This window comes from Mycolicibacter algericus DSM 45454 (genome assembly GCF_002086455.1).
In the GTDB taxonomy this organism is placed as follows: domain Bacteria; phylum Actinomycetota; class Actinomycetes; order Mycobacteriales; family Mycobacteriaceae; genus Mycobacterium; species Mycobacterium algericum.
In genome coordinates this window covers 194,471-210,693 of record NZ_MVHC01000001.1, presented here as the reverse complement: position 1 = coordinate 210,693, position 16,223 = coordinate 194,471, and the positions used below count along the sequence as shown (strand labels likewise).

Genomic DNA, 16,223 nt, shown 5'->3' with positions numbered 1-16,223 from the left:
CGCCGACGGCTCCGCTAGTGACCGACCAGGGCCCGCTTCTCGGCGGCGTATTCCTCATCGGTGAGCACGCCGGCGTTGCGCAGTTCGGCCAGCTCACGCAGTTCGATGTCGGCCCCCATCAGCAGGCCGAACGCCGATTCCGGTGTCAGCTCCGGCAGCTCGTTCGGCCGCTGTTCGCGCGGCCCCAGCGTGGTGGCGCCGGTAGTCGGTGTGCGCCGGCCGCCCGCGGCACCCGCGCTGGCCCGACCCGCCAAGCCCGCCGCGGCCATCCCCACCGCGGGCACCGCGGTCTCGCCGGCGATGGCCGGGGCGGCGGAGCTACCGGCCGAGGCCAGCGAGACTCCGGCCTGCCCGATCACCGATGGCACCGCCGATGCCCAGGCCAGCGGCACCGACAGGCCGCTGATCGAGACCGCCGAGGCCATGCTGGCCGTCATCGGCAGCGCACCGGACATCGCGGCCCGAAACAGTTCTTCAGCTATCCCGGCGACGCCGAGCGGATCGATCAGGAACGAGCCGAGGGCGTCGATACCGAACGTGCCTATCGAGTCGACGACGACCTCGAGACCGGCGTCAACGAGCTCGATCGTGGGTGTGCTGGACGCCGCCGCGGCGGTGAGGGGCCCGATGATGCCGGCCAGCGCGGTCGCACCGGTCGACGAACCGGCGGCGGTCGGCAAGGTGGAACCCGGCAGGGCCGGGGCGATCCCGGCGAGAAGGCCCTCGCCCTGGCCCTCGGCGGCGGTGGCGGCGGCCTGGCCCACGGCTTTACCCAATCCGGTGGCGTGGCCCACGGATTTGCCGATTCCGGTGGCGTGGCCCACGGTTTTACCGATTCCGGTGGCGTGGCCCACGGTTTTACCGATTCCGGTGGCGTGACCCACGGCTTTGCCGATTCCGGCGGCCTGGGCGGCGCCCGCGGCGGCGTTGGTGGTGGGCGGCGGTTGGCTGAACGGATCGAGCCGGGTGGCTGACGCGGCTCCGGCGGCGTAGCCGGACATGGCGGTGGCGTCCTGGGCCCACATTTCGCCGTAGTGCGCTTCGGTGGCCGCGATCGCGGCGGTGTTCTGGCCCAGGAAGTTGGTCGCGACCAGGGTCGTCAACAGGCTGCGGTTGGCGGCGATGACCGGCGGTGGCACCGTCATGGCGAACGCGGCCTCGTACGCGGCGGTGGCGGCCCTGGCCTGGATGGCAGTCTCCTCGGCCTGGGTTGCGGCGGTACGCATCCAGTGGGCATACGGTGCGGCGGCCGAGGCCATGGCGGCGGCGCTGGGCCCGGCCCAGCCGGACGACAGTTCGGTCAGCACCGATTCGTAGGCAAGGCCCGCGGCGTTCAATTCGGCGGCGAGGGCATCCCAGGACGATGCGGCGGCCAGCAGCGGACCGGCACCCGCGCCGGCATACATCCGGCCCGAGTTGATCTCCGGTGGCAAGAACGCGAAATCCATAGGTGTTACCGGCCGAGGAGGCGCCGCTTCTCTTGGGCGAACTCGTCTTCGGTGAGGATCCCGGCGTCGCGCAGTTCGGCCAACTCCCGCAGTTCGCCGGAGATCCGCGTGATCGGCCCGTTCAACGGCCGCGCCGGCGGTGACTCCGGCTTCCCGGCCGGGTCGCGTTGCTTGACGATCGCGCGCGGAGGCCGCTTGGCGGTTGCTTTCGTGCTCGTCGTTGCGGTCGCGGCGCCGCCGCGGCTGCGCCCGACGCCGGCGGTGGCCCGGCCGGCCAGACCGGCGGCGGCCATCGCGGCCAGCGGCAGCGCGGCGGCCCCCGCCGCGGCGGGGACGGCTGCCTCGGCGGCGGTGGGCAGTGCGCCGCCCACCTGCTGGATCACCGTGGTTGTCGGGGCGGTGGTGGCCCAGGTCTGCGGTACCGACAGCCCGCTGAGCGTGGCGGCCTCGCCCATCTCGGCGCTGACCGGGGTCACCGCGCTGGCCAGTGCCATCTCCGGCAGTAGTTCGCTCTCGATCTCGCCGATGCCGATCAGGTCGATGCCGAAGGAACCGGCCGCGTCGACGCCGAACGTGCCGGCGGAGTCGATGACGAATGTGCCGAACAGGCTCGCCGCCAACGCCGCGTACGACGCCGCCAGACCGGGCTCCATCGCCGCCGCCGACCCGATGGAACTGAGCAGCGACGCATTCGTTCCGGCCGCTGTCGAGCCGGGGGCGGCGAGGCCCTGCAGGGCCTGGGTGACCGCGGCGGCCACGGTGTTGGCCTGGTTTCCGGCCGCGGTGGCGGTCGCCTGCCCGACCGCGCCTGCCTGGCTGGGGGCGCCGGCGGGGCTGGTGGTGGGCGGTGCCTGCGTGAAGGGGGTAAGCCGGGAGGCCGCCGCGGAGGTCGTTGCGTAGCCGTACATCGCGGTGGCGTCCTGGGCCCACATCTGGCCGTAGTGGGCTTCGGTGGCTGCGATCGCGGCGGTGTTCTGGCCCAGATAGTTGGTGGCCAGCAGGGTCATCAGCTGGGCCCGGTTGGCGGTGATCATCGGCGGCGGGACCGTCATGGCGAACGCGGATTCGTAAGCGGCGGCCGCGGTTCTGGCCTGCGACGCGGCGTGTTCGGCCTGTGCCGCGGTGGCGTGCATCCACTGCGCGTAGGGCGCCGCAGCGGCGGCCATCGCGGTGGCGCTGGGCCCGGCCCAGCCGCCGGACAGCTCATCGATCATCGAGTCATAGGCCACGCCGGCGGTGGTCAGTTCGGCGGCCAGGGCGCTCCAGGCGGTGGCGGCGGCCAGTAGCGGCCCGGCGCCGGCTCCGGTGTACATCCGGGCCGAGTTGATCTCTGGTGGAAGTGTTGCGAAATCCATTGCTAGCCAGACCCGTCAGTGATAGGCGTCATGATGCCTCCTGAATCGCCGGGGTCGCTGCGGCCGCCACGCGTACGCAGCGTTGACCGAGTAACGGCGACGCTAGATGGTGAACTTGAAGTGAACCTGAAGATGCTGCCGGTCAAGAGAACCGGCGGAGGGATGCTCCCCATCCGGGCGCTGCGGTGTTATCAATGGACCATGGCCGATTCGCGGTCCGCCGATCGGCGAGGCGGCATTCCCTCGGCGCGCGGCGCCGAGACCTTCAGCGTGGGGACACCGCGGGTGCTGGTGGTGGAGGATTCCGAGACGATCCGCGAGATGGTCAGCGAGGCGCTGGCCGACGCCGGCTATCTGACCGAAACCCAGCCCGACGGCCGCGGGCTCGAAGAGGTGCTGGACGGCTTCCGGCCGGATCTGGTGGTGCTTGACGTGATGTTGCCGGGCCGCGACGGGTTCGACCTGATGGAGGTGATCCTGCGTTGGGGTGAGGTCGGAGTGGTGCTGCTCACCGCGCGTGACGGACTGCCCGACCGGCTGCGCGGGCTCGACAGCGGCGCCGACGACTACGTGGTCAAGCCGTTCGAGCTGGCCGAACTGGTGTCGCGGGTCGGTGCGGTGCTGCGCCGGCGGGGCCGGCTGCCGTCAGCGGTGCAGTTCGGCGATCTGATGGTCGATGTCGACGCCGGGGTGGCCTCCCGCTCGGGGACCCCGTTGGGGTTGACCGCGACCGAGCTGCGGGTGCTGGTCTACCTCGTGGAACAGCGCGGCCGCATCGTCAGCAGCGCACAGATCCTCAATGCGGTGTGGGGGTACGAGGCCTACGATCCCAACCTGGTTCAGGTCCACATCAGCGGGTTGCGACAGAAGCTGGAGACGCACGGGCCGCGGATCCTGCACACCGTGCGCGGGATCGGTTACCGGCTGCAGCTGTCGGCCTCATGACCGCCACCCCGTCGTTGCGCCGGCGTTTGACGGTGATGGTGCTGGCACTGCTGGCGGTGTTGATGCTGACCATGGGGCTGGTGATCAACGCCACGCTCACCGCGCTGGAGAATCACAGTCTGCAGGAGCGGCTGGCGTTGGCCACGCAGCGTGCGGATTCCCTCGTCGCACTGGGTGTTTCGCCGGAACAACTGGCCGATCAACTCAACGGCGGCATCATCAGTGCACTCGTCGTCGCCGTGGACGGGTCCAGCTACGGCGACCCCGCTATCGAGCCCGACGCCACCACCGGATCGCGAGTGGCGCCCCCGCCGCTGGAGCCCGACGAGACCTCGACGGTGCTGGTGCATCCGCTGGCCGACGGCGGGCGGGTGATCCTGGTCGCCGACACCACCGAGGCCGCCGAGACGCTGAGCCGGCTGCGGCGCCTGATGGTCGGCGCCGGCCTGGGGATCCTGTTCATCGCGTCGATCCTGTTGGCCGGGGTGAGCCGGGCCATGCTCGCCCCACTGGATCGGCTCACCGATCTGGCCCGTGACATCACCACCGGTGACCGCGGACGACGGCTGCGTCCCGACCGGCCGCGAACCGAACTGGGCCGCGCGGCAAGTGCTTTCGACGACATGCTCGACGAGCTGGAGGATTCCGAGAAGCGCGCGCAGCGAGCCGCCGAAGCTGCCCGGCGCGCCGAGGCCGCAGTCCGGCGATTCCTCGCCGATGCCGCCCACGAGCTGCGCACCCCGATCGCCGGCATGCAGGCCGCCGCCGAGCAGATCGCCGGCAATGTCGGCCAGGACGTCGGGCTGGACGCCGGGCTGGACACGGTCGAGCCCGAAGTGCTCCGCCAGCACCGCCGCGCCACCCTGCTGCTCACCGAGGCGCGCCGCGCCACCCGGCTGGTCACCGACATGCTCGACTTGAGCTACATCGACGCCGGGCTGCCCCTGGAACTCAAAGACATCGATCTGGTCGGCATCGTCGACACCCAGCTGGACCGGGCGGCGCTGTTGGCGCCGCAACTGCGCCTGGGCCGCACCGGTGTGGACACCCTGACCGTCCGGGCCGATCCGACCCGGCTGGCTCAGATCCTGTCCAATCTGCTGGACAACTCCCGCCGTTACACCCCGCCGGGCGGGAGCATCATGGTAGATGTGGCGCGCCTCGGCGAGCGCGCCGAGGTAACGGTCACCGACACCGGGATCGGCGTCCGCGGCGAGGACGCCGAGCGGATCTTCGACCGGTTGGTGCGCCTGGACAGTGCCCGCGGACGGGATCACGGGGGAGCCGGTCTGGGCCTGCCGATCGCGCGGGCACTTGCCGACGCACACGGCGGCCGGCTGGGCTGTGTCCCGCGGGACGGTGGGGCCTGTTTCCGGCTGACCCTGCCGCTGCGCGCAGTTTCCGGCCGATAGCTGGCAGATTGCGGACGAATTGGGTACAACGGTGCGATGGAAAGTTGGCCACAGCTGTGGAGTCGCTCGCCGATGTTGCAGGAGGCGATGGCTCGGCGGCTGCATCGCAGGTCCGAGGCCACCGGGCGAATCAAGCTGCCGGCGGTTCCGGGCATGGTCGATGAGTATGTCCGGATGTGCGAGACGATGTTCGCAGCGCTGGGTACCCCGCTCGACACCCAGCAACGGGATCACCTGCAGAAAGTCCTGCAAACAGAGGCGGAAGCGGCGTTTTCGGGCTCGCCGCGCTCATACATCATCATCAGCTATGAGGTGCCGGTCGGCAGCGTCCTCAACTACTGGGTCCGCGCCGAATGGCAGTCGATCGAAGCGGGGTACGAGAGCTGGGTCGCCCTTCGCGAGCCGCCCTTGTTCGGCACCGAGCCCGATGCCCGCGTGTGGGCGCTGGCCGGCGAGGCCACCGATCCGGAGAACTGCCGGGTGCTCGACATCGGAGCCGGCACCGGGCGCAACAGTCTGGCGCTGGCCCGGCGCGGACACCCGGTGGACGCGGTCGAGATGACGCCGCTGTTCGCCGACGGCATTCGCGCGGACGCGCAGCGCGACGGGCTCGGGGTCCGCGTGATTCAACGGGATGTCTTCACAGCCGGCGACGAACTGGGCAGTGATTACCAGTTGATCGTGCTCTCGGAGGTCACGCCGGATTTCCGAAGTACCGGGCAGCTTCGCGACATGTTCGAGCTGGCCGCCCGTCGGCTGGCCCCGGGCGGGCGTCTGGTTTTCAACGTGTTCTTGGCCCGGGATGGCTATCTGCCCGACGCGGCCGCCCGCGAACTGAGCCAGCAGTGCTACAACATGTTCTTCACCTGGGACGAGATGCACGGTGCCGCAGCCGGGCTGGGCCTGCAGCTGGTCGCCGACGATTCGGTTCACGACTACGAGAAGACGCATCTGCCCGAGGGTGCCTGGCCACCTACCGGTTGGTACACCGAGTGGACCCGCGGCCAAGACGTGTTCGACGTCGCGCCGGCCGCCTGCCCCATCGAGATGCGTTGGCTGGTTTACCGCAAGCCTGCCCAGGCCGGCGAGGCTACGATGGCGCGATGAGCGTCACTTTGACCGCCCGCGACGCGGAACGGCGGGACTTCTGGAGCGCACTGTGCCCCCAATTGTCGATCGACGGCGATGCCGTGGCGGTACCCGCCGCGGTCGGTGCGACCGACCCGCTGCTGGTGACCCTCAAACGAGAGGGCTACATCCGGGTACCCGGCGCGCTGCCCGAAGCGGTGGTCGCGCCGATCCGTGACGCGGTGTCGACGCTGTTCGGGTTGGGCATTCCGCTGCCGTTCGTGTTCGTCTACGACCAGTTATGGCGGGCATTCCAAGGACTTTCGGACTTCCTGACGGCGGTGCTCGGCGACGGTTATCGGGCGTTGCCCGACTTCTGGGTCTGGCATGTCAAGCCCGACGAGAGCGCGGCGGGCTGGGGTCCACACCGCGACCGGGTGATGCCGACGTTGGATGCCGACAACTCGCCGCACACGCTGACGGTGTGGCTGCCGTTCAGCGACGCCACCCCGCTCAACGGGTGCATGTACTTCCTGCCCGCCCACCTCGATGACCGGTTCCGGCAACGGCGTTGGGACGGTCCCGACAACACCCTGGTCCACAACCTGCAAGACATCCGCGCTGTGCCGGCCACCGCCGGCACGCTGATGGCCTGGAACCAGGCGGTGCTGCACTGGGGTGGACGGGCCAGCCGCCTGGGTGAAGCCCCGCGGATCAGCGCGGCGTTCGAGTTCCAGCGCGCCGACTCGCCGGCGTTCAACTCTCCGTTGCTCGACCCGGGCCGACTGCCGACGTTCGGTGAACGACTTGGGCTGATCGGCAAGCAGGTGCTGCAGTATCGGCACATGTATCCACTCAGCGACGACGTCGCCGCCATCGCCACGTCATTGGTGGAGCGCTTCATGCCCGGCGTCGCGCCGGTGGGGGATTCGCCGTCGGTGGGAACGGCGGTGTCGTTCTGACCGGATGTGCGCTACTGCTGCACATACCCCGGCGGGTTGACGGTGTCCACCCACAGGTCCACGCCCAGGTCGCTGCCGGGCACGCAGTCATACACCGATAGATCGGTGACGCCTGATTCGACCAGCACGTCCTCGCACAGCACCGTGTTCCCGGTGTATTCGGTCGCCGGTTTGGTCAGGATCGCGTAGGCGGCGTCGGCGTAGACCTCGGGGGTGCGGGCCCGGGCCATCGCCTCGTCGCCGCCGAGCAGGTTCTGCACTGCGGCGGTGGCGATCAGGGTGCGCGGCCACAGCGTGTTGGATGCGATGCCGTGCGAGCGCAGCTCCTCGGCGATGCCCAGCGCACACAGCGTCATCCCGAATTTCGCCATCATGTAGGCGGTGGGCTTGAGCCATTTCGGTTCCAGTCGTATCGGCGGGGACAGCGTGAGGATGTGCGGGTTCTCCCGGCCGATCATGTGCGGGATGCAGGCCTGTGACACCGCGTAGGTGCCGCGAACCTCGATGCCGTTCATCAGATCGAAGCGCTTCAGCGGAACCTCGAGGATGGACCCGAGGTTGATCGCCGAGGCGTTGTTGACGCAGATGTCGATGCCGCCGAACCGTTCGACGGTGGCCGCCACGGCACTGGTCACCGAGTCACCGTCGCGGATGTCGCCGACGATCGGCAGCGCCTGCCCGCCGGCCTCCTCGATCTCGGTGGCCGCGGTGTAGACGGTGCCGGACAGCTTCGGGTGGGGTTCGGCGGTCTTGGCGATCAGCGCGATGTTGGCGCCGTCGCGTGCGGCCCGCTTGGCGATCGCCAGGCCGATGCCGCGGCTGGCACCCGAGATGAACATGGTCTTGCCGGAGAGCGGAGCTGGATTGGCCATGGTGTCACCCTATGCCTAACCGCCGCCGGCTCCGTTCGCTGCGCGAGAAAGGCCCTGGTGCGCTTGCGGGTCGGCATCATCAGCCCGCGGCCGGTGACCACTGCGGCAGGTCCAGCTCGCCGGCAGGGGTGGCCAGCTGGGGGAATTAGAGCGCGCCACCGGTGCCGTCCGGTTGCTGCCGGTCGCGCCACCTGTTGCCCACCGGTCCAGAAAGTCGTCAACAAATGATGAAGACGGCACAACTTGAGGTTGTTGCAAGTCGGGAATCTACCCCCCTGACGGCCCTCGGCCAGCCAGCCGGGCCGCGGTCTGTATGAGATCGACCAGACCCGCGGTGCCCAGACCGCCGATCGCGGTCAGCGACGCCAACTCGGCATCGAACATACATACCTTCGGCCATACCCGAATCGGCCGACACGATCCGGCGCGTCGTCAATCGGTGCGAGGTCCGTCGAGGATTGGTAAAGATATCAATACCCGTCACTACTGTTGAAAACGTGACCACTTCCCCCGACATCATCGCCCCCGCCCTCATCGAACATCTGGAGCAACCGTGAGACGCGCCGCCGACGATGCGGAGCGCACCGACAAGGACGAGAGGCGCAAATGGCACTGAACAAGGTGGTCGAATCGGCCGCCGCGGCGGTCGCCGACATCCCGGACGGCGCCAGTCTGGCCGTGGGTGGCTTCGGGCTGGCCGGCATCCCGTGGTTTCTCATCGAGGCGCTGCTGCAGCAGGGCGCAACCGATCTGACCATCGTGTCCAACAACTGTGGGGTGGACGGCGCCGGGCTGGGCCTGCTGCTCGACGCGCGGCGCATCAGCCGGGTCATCGCCTCCTACGTCGGGGAGAACAAGGAATTCGCCCGCCAGTACCTGTCCGGTGAGCTGACCGTCGAACTCACTCCGCAGGGCACCCTGGCCGAACGGATGCGGGCCGGCGGCAGCGGTATCGGTGCCTTCTTCACCCCCACCGGCGTCGGGACCGCCGTCGCCGACGGCGGACTGCCCTGGCGATATCACCCGGATGGCAGCGTTGCCCTTGCCTCGCCGCCCAAGGAGGTCCGCAACTTCCGCGGCACCGACATGGTGCTCGAAGAAGGGATCGTCACCGACTACGCATTGGTGCGCGCGGCGGTCGCCGACCGGGCGGGCAACTGTCAATTCCATGCGGCCGCACGTAATTTCAACCCGCCGGCGGCGATGTCCGGTCAGATCACCATCGTCGAGGCCGAGCGGGTCGTCGAGGTCGGGGAACTACACCCCGACGCGGTCCATCTGCCCGGGATCTTCGTCAAGCGGATCCTGGAACTCACCGCCGAGCAGGCCGCCCGCAAAGACATCGAGAAACGCACCACCCGACAGCAGGAGACGATCCGATGAGCTGGACCCGCGACCAGATGGCCGCCCGGGCGGCACAGGAACTGCACGACGGCGACTACGTCAACCTCGGCATCGGTCTGCCCACGCTGATTCCCGGCTACCTTCCCGAGGGTTCGACCATCACGCTGCACGCCGAGAACGGCATCCTCGGTGTCGGGCCGTTCCCCTACGACGACGAGGTCGACCCGGACTTGATCAACGCGGGCAAGCAGACCGTCACCGTGCTGCCCGGGGCATCGTTTTTCGATTCGGCGACGAGTTTCGCGATGATCCGCGGCGGGCACGTCGACGCGGCCGTGCTGGGTGCCATGCAGGTCGCCGGCAACGGTGACCTGGCCAACTGGATGGTGCCCGGCGCCATGGTCAAGGGCATGGGCGGCGCGATGGATCTGGTCAGCGGGGTCGAACGGGTCATCGTGCTCACCGAGCACGTCACCAAAACCGGTGCTGCCAAACTGGTTACGATTTGCGATCTACCGCTGACCGGCCGCGGTGTGGTGAGGCGGGTGGTCACCGATCTCGGGGTGTTCGACGTCACCGGCGCCGGCTTCGCGGTGGTGGAACTGGCGCCGGGAGTGAGTTACGACGAGGTGGTGGCGAAAACCGGAGCGCCGGTGACCCCTCACCGCAGCAGCGAGTTGAGCGCGTAGCGGGTCTGCAGGCCGATGTAGTCGTCGAGGCTGTACAACTCGCCGAAGTGCCAGTGCTTGAGCGCCCAGCCGTGGGCCAGCAGCATGATGTCGAACACCATCAGATCCACATTCACCTCGGCGAATGTTCCCGCGGCGATCCCGGCCTCGATCGCAGTGCGAAGCGGTGCCGCACTGGCGATCTCGAGCTCTTTGATCTGGGTCCGCCCGGCCGCGTTCAGGGTGCGGCTCTCCCGATAGGTCAGCACGACCGCATCGAGATTCTCGTCGACGATCTCGATATAGCGCCGGATTCCGGCGGTCAACTGGGCGACCGGATCGGTACCGGCCGCCGCGATCACCGGGGCGAGCTGATCGACGAACGCCTCCTGGATCCGCACGATCGTCGCCAGCAACAGATCCTCTTTGCCGCCGAAATACTTGTAGATCAGCCCGACGCTGACATTGGCTTCGGCCGCCAGATCCTGCATGGACATCTGATGAAAGCCGGTCTGCTGCATGACTTTCACCGCGGCGTCCAGGATCTGTCGGCGCCGGGAGTCGGTGCGGGCCGCCCGCACGGCCTCCTCGACGGGCAGCTGAGCGTAGTCGATGGCCATCAGATACCGAGATCCTTGGCGATGATCGTCTTCATGATCTCGGTCGTGCCGCCGTAGATGGTCTGGATGCGGGCGTCGACGAACGCTCGCGCCACCGGGTATTCGCGCATGTAGCCGTAGCCGCCGAACAACTGCAGGCACCGGTCGGCGGTACGGACCTGCAGGTCGGTGGTCCACCACTTCAGCTTGGCGGCCCGCGCCGGGGTCAGCTCGCCGTCCAGGTGTGCCGCGATGCAGTCGTCGAGGAAGGTGCGGGCCACATCGAGTTCGGTGGCGATCTCGGCGAGCACGAACTGGGTGTTCTGGAAGCTCGCGATGGGGGAGCCGAACGCCTGGCGTGCCTTGACGTAGTCGAGGGTCTCGGCCAGCACGCCCTCCGCCGCGGCGACCGCACCCACCCCGAGCGACAGCCGCTCCTGGGGCAGGTTGCGCACCAGTTGATAGAAGCCCTGGCCTTCCTCGCCGAGCAGGTTGGCGGCCGGCACCCGCATGTCGGTGAAGGACAGCTCGGAGGTGTCCTGGGCGTGCAGTCCGATCTTCTCCAGGTTGCGCCCGCGGTGAAAGCCCGGGGTGTCGCCGGAGACCACCAGCAGCGACAGGCCCCGGTGCCGGTCCTCGCCGGTGCGCACCGCGACCACGAACAGATCACCGGTCTGGCCGTTGGAGATGAAGGTCTTGGCGCCGTTGACCACGTAGAAGTCGCCTTGTGAATCAGATTGGCGGCGGGCGGTGGTGCGGATACCGGCCAAGTCGCTGCCGGTGCCGGGTTCGGTCATCGCGATACCGAGCACGGTCTCGCCGGTCACCACCCCGGGCAGCCAGCGGCGCTGCTGCTCGGGCGTGGTCAGGTCGGTCAGGTAGGGCAGCACCACGTCGTTCTGCAGCGAGAACGCGACGGCCTCGGCGGCGGCGCCGGCCCGCTGCAACTCCTCGATGACGATCGCGTGGTAGCGGTAGTCGTGCACGCCGGGCCCGCCGAACTCCTCGGGGACCGGGAATCCCAACAGGCCGAGCTCGCCGGCCGCGGCGAACAGCGAGCGGTCCCACGCGCTGGAACGCTCCCAGTCCTGGTGGGCCGGGACGACGGTTCGCTGCACGAAGTCGGCGACCGTCTCGCGGAACTGCTGATGTTCGGGGGTATAGCTCAGCGCCATCGGAGTTGCTCTGGTCAGTTGAATGCCGCAAGCCCGGTGAAGGCTTTGCCCAGGACCAGTTGGTGCATCTCGGGGGTGCCCTCGTAGGTCAGCACCGACTCCAGGTTGACCATGTGCCGGATGACCGGGTACTCCAACGAGATCCCGTTGCCGCCCAGGATGGTTCGTGCGGTGCGGCAAATCTCGATCGCTTCGCGGGTGTTGTTGAGTTTGCCGAAGCTGACCTGCTCGGGCCGCAGGCCGACGGAGTCCTTGAGTCGTCCCAGGTGCAGCGAGAGCAGCTGGCCCTTGTGCAGCTCGACAGCGGTGTCGGCGAGTTTGGCCTGGGTGAGTTGGAATCCGGCGATGGGTTTGCCGAACTGGGTGCGCGCCGTGGCGTAGTCGCGGGCGGCCTGCCAGGCTGAGCGGGCCGCACCCATTGCGCCCCAGACGATCCCATAGCGGGCCTCGGACAGGCACTCCAGCGGCCCCTTGACCCCGCGTGCCTGCGGCAACATCGCCTCGGCCGGCAGCCGCACGTCGTCGAGCACCAGTTCGCTGGTGATCGAGGCGCGCAGCGACAGCTTGTGATGAATCGTGTTCGCCGTGAACCCGGGGGAGTCGGTGGGAACCACGAAGCCGCGGATGCCGTCGTCGGTGGCCGCCCACACCACCGCGACGTCGGCGATTGATCCGTTGGTGATCCACATCTTGCGGCCATTGAGTATCCAGTCGGAGCCGTCGCGCCTGGCGCGGGTCTTCATGGCGGCCGGATCGGAGCCGACGTCGGGTTCGGTCAGGCCGAAGCAGCCGATGAGCTCCCCGGTGGCCATGCCCGGCAGCCACCGCTGCTTCTGCTCCTCGGAACCGTTGTGGTGGATGGCGAACATCGCCAGCGAGCCCTGCACACTGACCAGCGAGCGGATACCGGAGTCGGCGGCCTCGAGTTCGACGCAGGCCAGCCCGTAATGCACCGCGGACGCGCCGCCGCAGCCGTAGCCGTGCAGGTGCATCCCGAGCAGGCCCAGCTTGCCGAACTCGCGCGCGAGTTCGCGGGCAGGCAGGTCGCCGATCTCGAACCATTCGCCGACGTGGGGCAGCACGTGCTCGGCGCAGAACTTCGCGACGGTGTCGCGCACCGCGATCTCGTCATCGGACAGCAGTGAATCCAGGCTCAGCGGGTCGAGCGCATCGAAGGCGGGGCTGCTGTCGGTCGCCATCAGCTCATCCTGCCATCGTCAGCCCCCCGCTGACGCTGATCACCTGTCCGGTGATGAACGAGGCGGCATCCGAGGCGAAGAACAGCACCGGCGCGGCGACCTCCTCGGGGCGGGCCAGCCGCCGGAACGGGACCGCTTTGATCAGCGCCTCTTTCAGCTTCTCCGGTTGGGCATCGAAGAGCGGGGTGTCGGTGGGGCCGGGGCAGACGCAGTTGACGGTGATCTCGTGCCGCGCCATCTCGCGGGCCAGTGACTTGGTCAGCGCGATGACGCCGCCCTTGGCGCCGGCATAGATCGTCTCCCCGGCGCTGCCGACCCGGCCGGCGTCGCTGGCCAGGTTCACGATGCGGCCACCGCCGCCGGCCTCGATCATCCCGGGCAGGAAAGCGCTGCACACGTGCACCGGGCCGAGGTAGTTGATCGCCACCACCTTTTCGGCGAATTCCGTGGTGGCGTTGAGGAACTGGTCGGTGCGATCCCAGCCGGCCGCGTTGACCACGACGGTGGGAACACCGACCTCGGCGTGGGTGCGATCGCGCAGTTCGTCCACCCGGGCGCGGTCGGCGATATCCACCGGCAGTGCCGTCATGAGGTCCGGATACGCCCTGGCGGTGGCCTCGGCGGCTGGCTGGTCGAGATCGGCGGCCACCACCCGGTCACCGTGGCCCGCGAACGCCAGAGCGATGGCCTTGCCGATGCCCGACCCGGCGCCGGTCACCAGCGCGATGGGGGTGCTCATGCGCGGGCTCCCGGCCTACGCATCGGGCGGTCAACGCCTCCACGTGAGGTTGCGTTCAGGCGGAATGAATAAAAATTCATTGAAGGTGAACGTATATTCGGATCGCGGGCGGTGTCAAGCGCGGACATCGACGAGCAATCACTCGCACGAGGAGCCTGCCGACGAGGCCGATGCTTCCGGTGTCCCCGGCGCGCTTACGACGTAAACTAACGGTTGGTGCGCGACGTGGCTCCCCGACGATCGGCGCCGGAGTCGTTGCCGTTGCCGAGTGAAATGGGTGGTCTGAGTGGATGCCGACGACAGCGCTGCGCAGCGGCCCGGGGACGCTGCGGGAGCCGACATCGTCGATGGGATCCGGCCGCTGTCGCAGTTGAGCCGTGACGCGATTCTGGAGACGGCCATCGAGTTCATCGATCGTCAGGGCCTGTCGAAGTTGACCATGCGCCGGCTGGGGACGGCCTGCGGGGTCGAGGCGATGGCGCTCTACCGCTACGTCCACAGCCGGGGCGACCTGCTGACCGGCGTCGTCGACCACATCGTCGACCGGCTCTACGCCGACCAACTCGCCGCCCGGCGACAAGAGGACGGCTGGCAGGACTATCTGATGCGGCTCGCGCACGGCGTGCGCCAGATCGCCCTCGACCACCCGGAGGTTTTCCCCCTGTTGGCCACCCAGGCCCCGGAGGCGCCGTGGGTTCGCCCGCCGCTGCGCAGCCTGCGCTGGATGGAAAGCTTCCTCGACACGCTGATCTCCTACGGATTCGACGACGGCGCCGCCGTGGATGCCTACCGCTCCTACACCACGTTCCTGATCGGACACCTGTTGTTGGAGGTGTCTGCGCGCGGCGCGGAGCTGCACCCTGACGAGGCCCTCCTCGACGAGGGTGAACGTCCTGCGCGCGACCTGACGAGCTACCCGAACCTGCAGCGATTGCAGCCGATGTTGTCCGAAGATCACAGCGGCATCGAGTTCGAAGAGGCGCTGGAAGCCATGCTCGACCGGCTCGAACTGCTGCACTCCCGGGTCTGAGGCGTTCACTCCCAGCTACGGGTTTACGTTGTAAACACCGTGGGTATGTTGCGTGTCGCAATGTCGGTACGAGTGTGGGAGGAGTTTCACGATGGGACTGGCGGACAAGGCGAAGAACGCAGCGGAGGATGTCGCGGGCAAGGCCAAGGAGGCTGTCGGCAACGTCACCGGCAGTGACGACCTCCGGAACGAGGGCAAAGCCGACCAGGGCAAGTCCAGCCTGAAGAAGGCCGGCGAGAACATCAAGGACGCCTTCAAGGATTGAGCTAGTGAGAATGCGCGCCCCGCCCGACGGTGAATCCGGGCGGGGCGCGTCTCCCTCACGGTGGCGGCAGCGCCCTCGTGGTGGCGGCAGAAAGCAGGGGAGCGGGGATGACGGCGGTGCGACGATTGCTCTGGCCGGTGGCGCTGATGGTCTTGCTCGCGGGCGCGATTGTGCTGTTGGCGCCGGTGTCGGTCGCCGATGGTGACGGCGGCTCGATCGGCTGCGGCAATGCCGTCGCCGCGGATTTCTCCGCCGCGCTGGACGCCAACGCCGAAAGCGTGGCCACCGCCGTGATCGCCGGCCAGGGTGGCCCGTACACCAACTACGTGGCCGGATGCCGGTCCTCGCTATCGGCCCGGCGTGCCTGGGCCCTGGCGCTGGTGTCGATCGGCGCCATCGCCGCCGCGGTCGGGTTTACAACGTAAACAAACTGGCGTAGCTTCATCCGCATGCTGTTCGGTTTACGCCGTAAACTCGGTCGCTGTTCGGCATGGCTCGGCTCGGTGGTCACACCGGGCGGGACGGCGAGTGACGGGGCCGGTGCGATCACCACCGACACCGGTCTTCCCGTTCGGCTCGGCGAGGCGTTGACCTCCGTGGCGGCCCGTCCGGACATGGAACTACGTGTTGTCCTGGAGCGCAGCGGTCCAGCGCTGGTGGTCGCCGCCAGTGGCAGCGTCGACGCCTCCAATGTGGAGGTCTGGCGGCGACTGGTTAACGAGGCCGCCGCCGTCACGCACGGCCCCGGGCCGCTGGTCATCGACAGCAGCGGGCTCGAGTTCATGGGCATCTGCGCGTTCGCCGTGCTGGTCGAGGAATCGGCCCGGTGTCGCCGACGGGGCGTCAGCCTCCGGTTGGTGAGCAGCCAACCCCTCGTCGGCCGGGTCGTGAACGCAGCGGGGCTGCACAGCGAGTTGGCGTTCTGCGTGACCATCGACGAGGCACTCGGCGACACACCCCGGGAAGATCCGGGACCGGTCCGCGGATCCAGCGCCTAGCGCCAGGTCGACCGGCGGTCGTTCGCCGCGCGACTCACCGGGCCAGGATACGGCCGGAAATAGCGTCGTGACCGACGCTGTTGAGCAAGGCAGCGTGCGGTCACCGCGCGTAGGTATCGATCACGGTCCTAGGATCACAGAAGG

At 68.6% G+C, this 16,223-nt stretch carries 17 protein-coding genes; 10 read left to right on the top strand and 7 right to left on the bottom strand.

All coding sequences use genetic code 11. The annotated features are described in order from the left end of the window. Positions 1-14: 14 nt before the first annotated feature. Both BST10_RS24085 and BST10_RS24080 read right to left on the bottom strand, forming a co-directional pair. Complete coding sequence (locus tag BST10_RS24085; RefSeq protein WP_013829884.1) at positions 15-1,448, bottom strand: PPE domain-containing protein; 1,434 nt, start codon at positions 1,446-1,448, stop codon at positions 15-17. Positions 1,449-1,453: 5 nt separating this feature from the next. Next, positions 1,454-2,803: a PPE family protein, SVP subgroup gene (locus BST10_RS24080; protein WP_013829883.1), complete on the bottom strand. Its 1,350-nt coding sequence runs from the start codon at positions 2,801-2,803 to the stop codon at positions 1,454-1,456. A gap of 201 nt (positions 2,804-3,004) precedes the next feature. Here BST10_RS24080 and BST10_RS00985 point away from each other — a divergent pair, with 201 nt between their 5' ends. The 4 genes from BST10_RS00985 to BST10_RS00970 are packed head-to-tail and all read left to right on the top strand — an operon-like array spanning position 3,005 to position 7,190. Further along, positions 3,005-3,748: a response regulator transcription factor gene (locus BST10_RS00985; protein ID WP_232062408.1), complete on the top strand. Its 744-nt coding sequence runs from the start codon at positions 3,005-3,007 to the stop codon at positions 3,746-3,748. After that, on the top strand, positions 3,745-5,160 hold the full coding sequence (locus tag BST10_RS00980; protein WP_013829881.1) for a sensor histidine kinase: 1,416 nt from the start codon (positions 3,745-3,747) through the stop codon (positions 5,158-5,160). Before BST10_RS00985 ends, BST10_RS00980 begins: the two co-directional genes overlap by 4 nt. A gap of 36 nt (positions 5,161-5,196) precedes the next feature. Next, complete coding sequence (locus BST10_RS00975; RefSeq protein WP_049792911.1) at positions 5,197-6,267, top strand: class I SAM-dependent methyltransferase; 1,071 nt, start codon at positions 5,197-5,199, stop codon at positions 6,265-6,267. Further along, positions 6,264-7,190: a phytanoyl-CoA dioxygenase family protein gene (locus BST10_RS00970; protein WP_013829879.1), complete on the top strand. Its 927-nt coding sequence runs from the start codon at positions 6,264-6,266 to the stop codon at positions 7,188-7,190. Before BST10_RS00975 ends, BST10_RS00970 begins: the two co-directional genes overlap by 4 nt. 11 nt (positions 7,191-7,201) lie before the next feature. Here the strand turns inward: BST10_RS00970 and BST10_RS00965 are convergent, their stop codons facing one another. Beyond that, positions 7,202-8,062, bottom strand: a complete 861-nt coding sequence (locus BST10_RS00965; protein WP_013829878.1) for an SDR family oxidoreductase — start codon at positions 8,060-8,062, stop codon at positions 7,202-7,204. Positions 8,063-8,668: 606 nt separating this feature from the next. Between BST10_RS00965 and BST10_RS00960 the strand changes: the two genes are divergently transcribed. Further along, a complete protein-coding gene (locus BST10_RS00960; RefSeq protein WP_013829876.1) occupies positions 8,669-9,445 on the top strand; it encodes a CoA transferase subunit A in 777 nt (258 codons plus the stop codon). Then, positions 9,442-10,095, top strand: coding sequence for a CoA transferase subunit B (locus BST10_RS00955; protein ID WP_013829875.1), 654 nt, complete (start codon positions 9,442-9,444; stop codon positions 10,093-10,095). Before BST10_RS00960 ends, BST10_RS00955 begins: the two co-directional genes overlap by 4 nt. On the opposite strand, the gene BST10_RS00950 is transcribed toward BST10_RS00955, so the two are convergent. From BST10_RS00950 to BST10_RS00935, 4 genes are read right to left on the bottom strand one after another with little or no spacing between them, the layout of a single operon-like run. Beyond that, positions 10,068-10,694: a TetR/AcrR family transcriptional regulator gene (locus tag BST10_RS00950; RefSeq protein WP_013829874.1), complete on the bottom strand. Its 627-nt coding sequence runs from the start codon at positions 10,692-10,694 to the stop codon at positions 10,068-10,070. The genes BST10_RS00955 and BST10_RS00950 overlap by 28 nt on opposite strands. Next, positions 10,694-11,848, bottom strand: coding sequence for an acyl-CoA dehydrogenase family protein (locus BST10_RS00945; RefSeq protein ID WP_013829873.1), 1,155 nt, complete (start codon positions 11,846-11,848; stop codon positions 10,694-10,696). The genes BST10_RS00950 and BST10_RS00945 overlap by 1 nt, the downstream gene beginning before the upstream one ends. A 14-nt stretch (positions 11,849-11,862) precedes the next feature. Further along, positions 11,863-13,047, bottom strand: a complete 1,185-nt coding sequence (locus BST10_RS00940; RefSeq protein WP_013829872.1) for an acyl-CoA dehydrogenase family protein — start codon at positions 13,045-13,047, stop codon at positions 11,863-11,865. Between the two features lie 4 nt (positions 13,048-13,051). After that, positions 13,052-13,786: an SDR family NAD(P)-dependent oxidoreductase gene (locus tag BST10_RS00935; RefSeq protein WP_013829871.1), complete on the bottom strand. Its 735-nt coding sequence runs from the start codon at positions 13,784-13,786 to the stop codon at positions 13,052-13,054. A gap of 340 nt (positions 13,787-14,126) precedes the next feature. Here BST10_RS00935 and BST10_RS00930 point away from each other — a divergent pair, with 340 nt between their 5' ends. The 4 genes from BST10_RS00930 (at position 14,127) to BST10_RS00915 (ending at position 16,079) form a co-directional block, all read left to right on the top strand. Then, positions 14,127-14,816, top strand: coding sequence for a TetR/AcrR family transcriptional regulator (locus BST10_RS00930; RefSeq protein WP_083036120.1), 690 nt, complete (start codon positions 14,127-14,129; stop codon positions 14,814-14,816). 91 nt (positions 14,817-14,907) lie between these two features. Next, a complete protein-coding gene (locus BST10_RS00925) occupies positions 14,908-15,081 on the top strand; it encodes a CsbD family protein (RefSeq protein ID WP_013829869.1) in 174 nt (57 codons plus the stop codon). Positions 15,082-15,188: 107 nt separating this feature from the next. Then, positions 15,189-15,506 carry a hypothetical protein gene (locus BST10_RS00920; protein WP_013829868.1) on the top strand — a complete coding sequence of 106 codons (318 nt, stop codon included), beginning with the start codon at positions 15,189-15,191 and terminating at the stop codon, positions 15,504-15,506. Between the two features lie 24 nt (positions 15,507-15,530). Then, positions 15,531-16,079 (top strand): anti-sigma factor antagonist, encoded by a 549-nt coding sequence (locus BST10_RS00915; RefSeq protein WP_235673626.1) that lies wholly within the window; start codon positions 15,531-15,533, stop codon positions 16,077-16,079. The last annotated feature ends 144 nt before the right edge of the window (positions 16,080-16,223 follow it).

What these genes read in the sequence shown, in the direction of transcription:
- BST10_RS00945 (WP_013829873.1), bottom strand. Translation starts at nt 11,848, where the DNA reads ATGGCGCTGAGCTATACCCCCGAACATCAGCAGTTCCGCGAGACGGTC.
- BST10_RS24080 (WP_013829883.1), bottom strand. Translation starts at nt 2,803, where the DNA reads ATGGATTTCGCAACACTTCCACCAGAGATCAACTCGGCCCGGATGTAC.
- BST10_RS00960 (WP_013829876.1), top strand. Translation starts at nt 8,669, where the DNA reads ATGGCACTGAACAAGGTGGTCGAATCGGCCGCCGCGGCGGTCGCCGAC.
- BST10_RS00965 (WP_013829878.1), bottom strand. Translation starts at nt 8,062, where the DNA reads ATGGCCAATCCAGCTCCGCTCTCCGGCAAGACCATGTTCATCTCGGGT.
- BST10_RS00940 (WP_013829872.1), bottom strand. Translation starts at nt 13,047, where the DNA reads ATGGCGACCGACAGCAGCCCCGCCTTCGATGCGCTCGACCCGCTGAGC.
- BST10_RS00970 (WP_013829879.1), top strand. Translation starts at nt 6,264, where the DNA reads ATGAGCGTCACTTTGACCGCCCGCGACGCGGAACGGCGGGACTTCTGG.
- BST10_RS00985 (WP_232062408.1), top strand. Translation starts at nt 3,005, where the DNA reads ATGGCCGATTCGCGGTCCGCCGATCGGCGAGGCGGCATTCCCTCGGCG.
- BST10_RS00950 (WP_013829874.1), bottom strand. Translation starts at nt 10,694, where the DNA reads ATGGCCATCGACTACGCTCAGCTGCCCGTCGAGGAGGCCGTGCGGGCG.
- BST10_RS00975 (WP_049792911.1), top strand. Translation starts at nt 5,197, where the DNA reads ATGGAAAGTTGGCCACAGCTGTGGAGTCGCTCGCCGATGTTGCAGGAG.
- BST10_RS00920 (WP_013829868.1), top strand. Translation starts at nt 15,189, where the DNA reads ATGACGGCGGTGCGACGATTGCTCTGGCCGGTGGCGCTGATGGTCTTG.
- BST10_RS00935 (WP_013829871.1), bottom strand. Translation starts at nt 13,786, where the DNA reads ATGAGCACCCCCATCGCGCTGGTGACCGGCGCCGGGTCGGGCATCGGC.
- BST10_RS00915 (WP_235673626.1), top strand. Translation starts at nt 15,531, where the DNA reads ATGCTGTTCGGTTTACGCCGTAAACTCGGTCGCTGTTCGGCATGGCTC.
- BST10_RS00925 (WP_013829869.1), top strand. Translation starts at nt 14,908, where the DNA reads ATGGGACTGGCGGACAAGGCGAAGAACGCAGCGGAGGATGTCGCGGGC.
- BST10_RS00955 (WP_013829875.1), top strand. Translation starts at nt 9,442, where the DNA reads ATGAGCTGGACCCGCGACCAGATGGCCGCCCGGGCGGCACAGGAACTG.
- BST10_RS24085 (WP_013829884.1), bottom strand. Translation starts at nt 1,448, where the DNA reads ATGGATTTCGCGTTCTTGCCACCGGAGATCAACTCGGGCCGGATGTAT.
- BST10_RS00980 (WP_013829881.1), top strand. Translation starts at nt 3,745, where the DNA reads ATGACCGCCACCCCGTCGTTGCGCCGGCGTTTGACGGTGATGGTGCTG.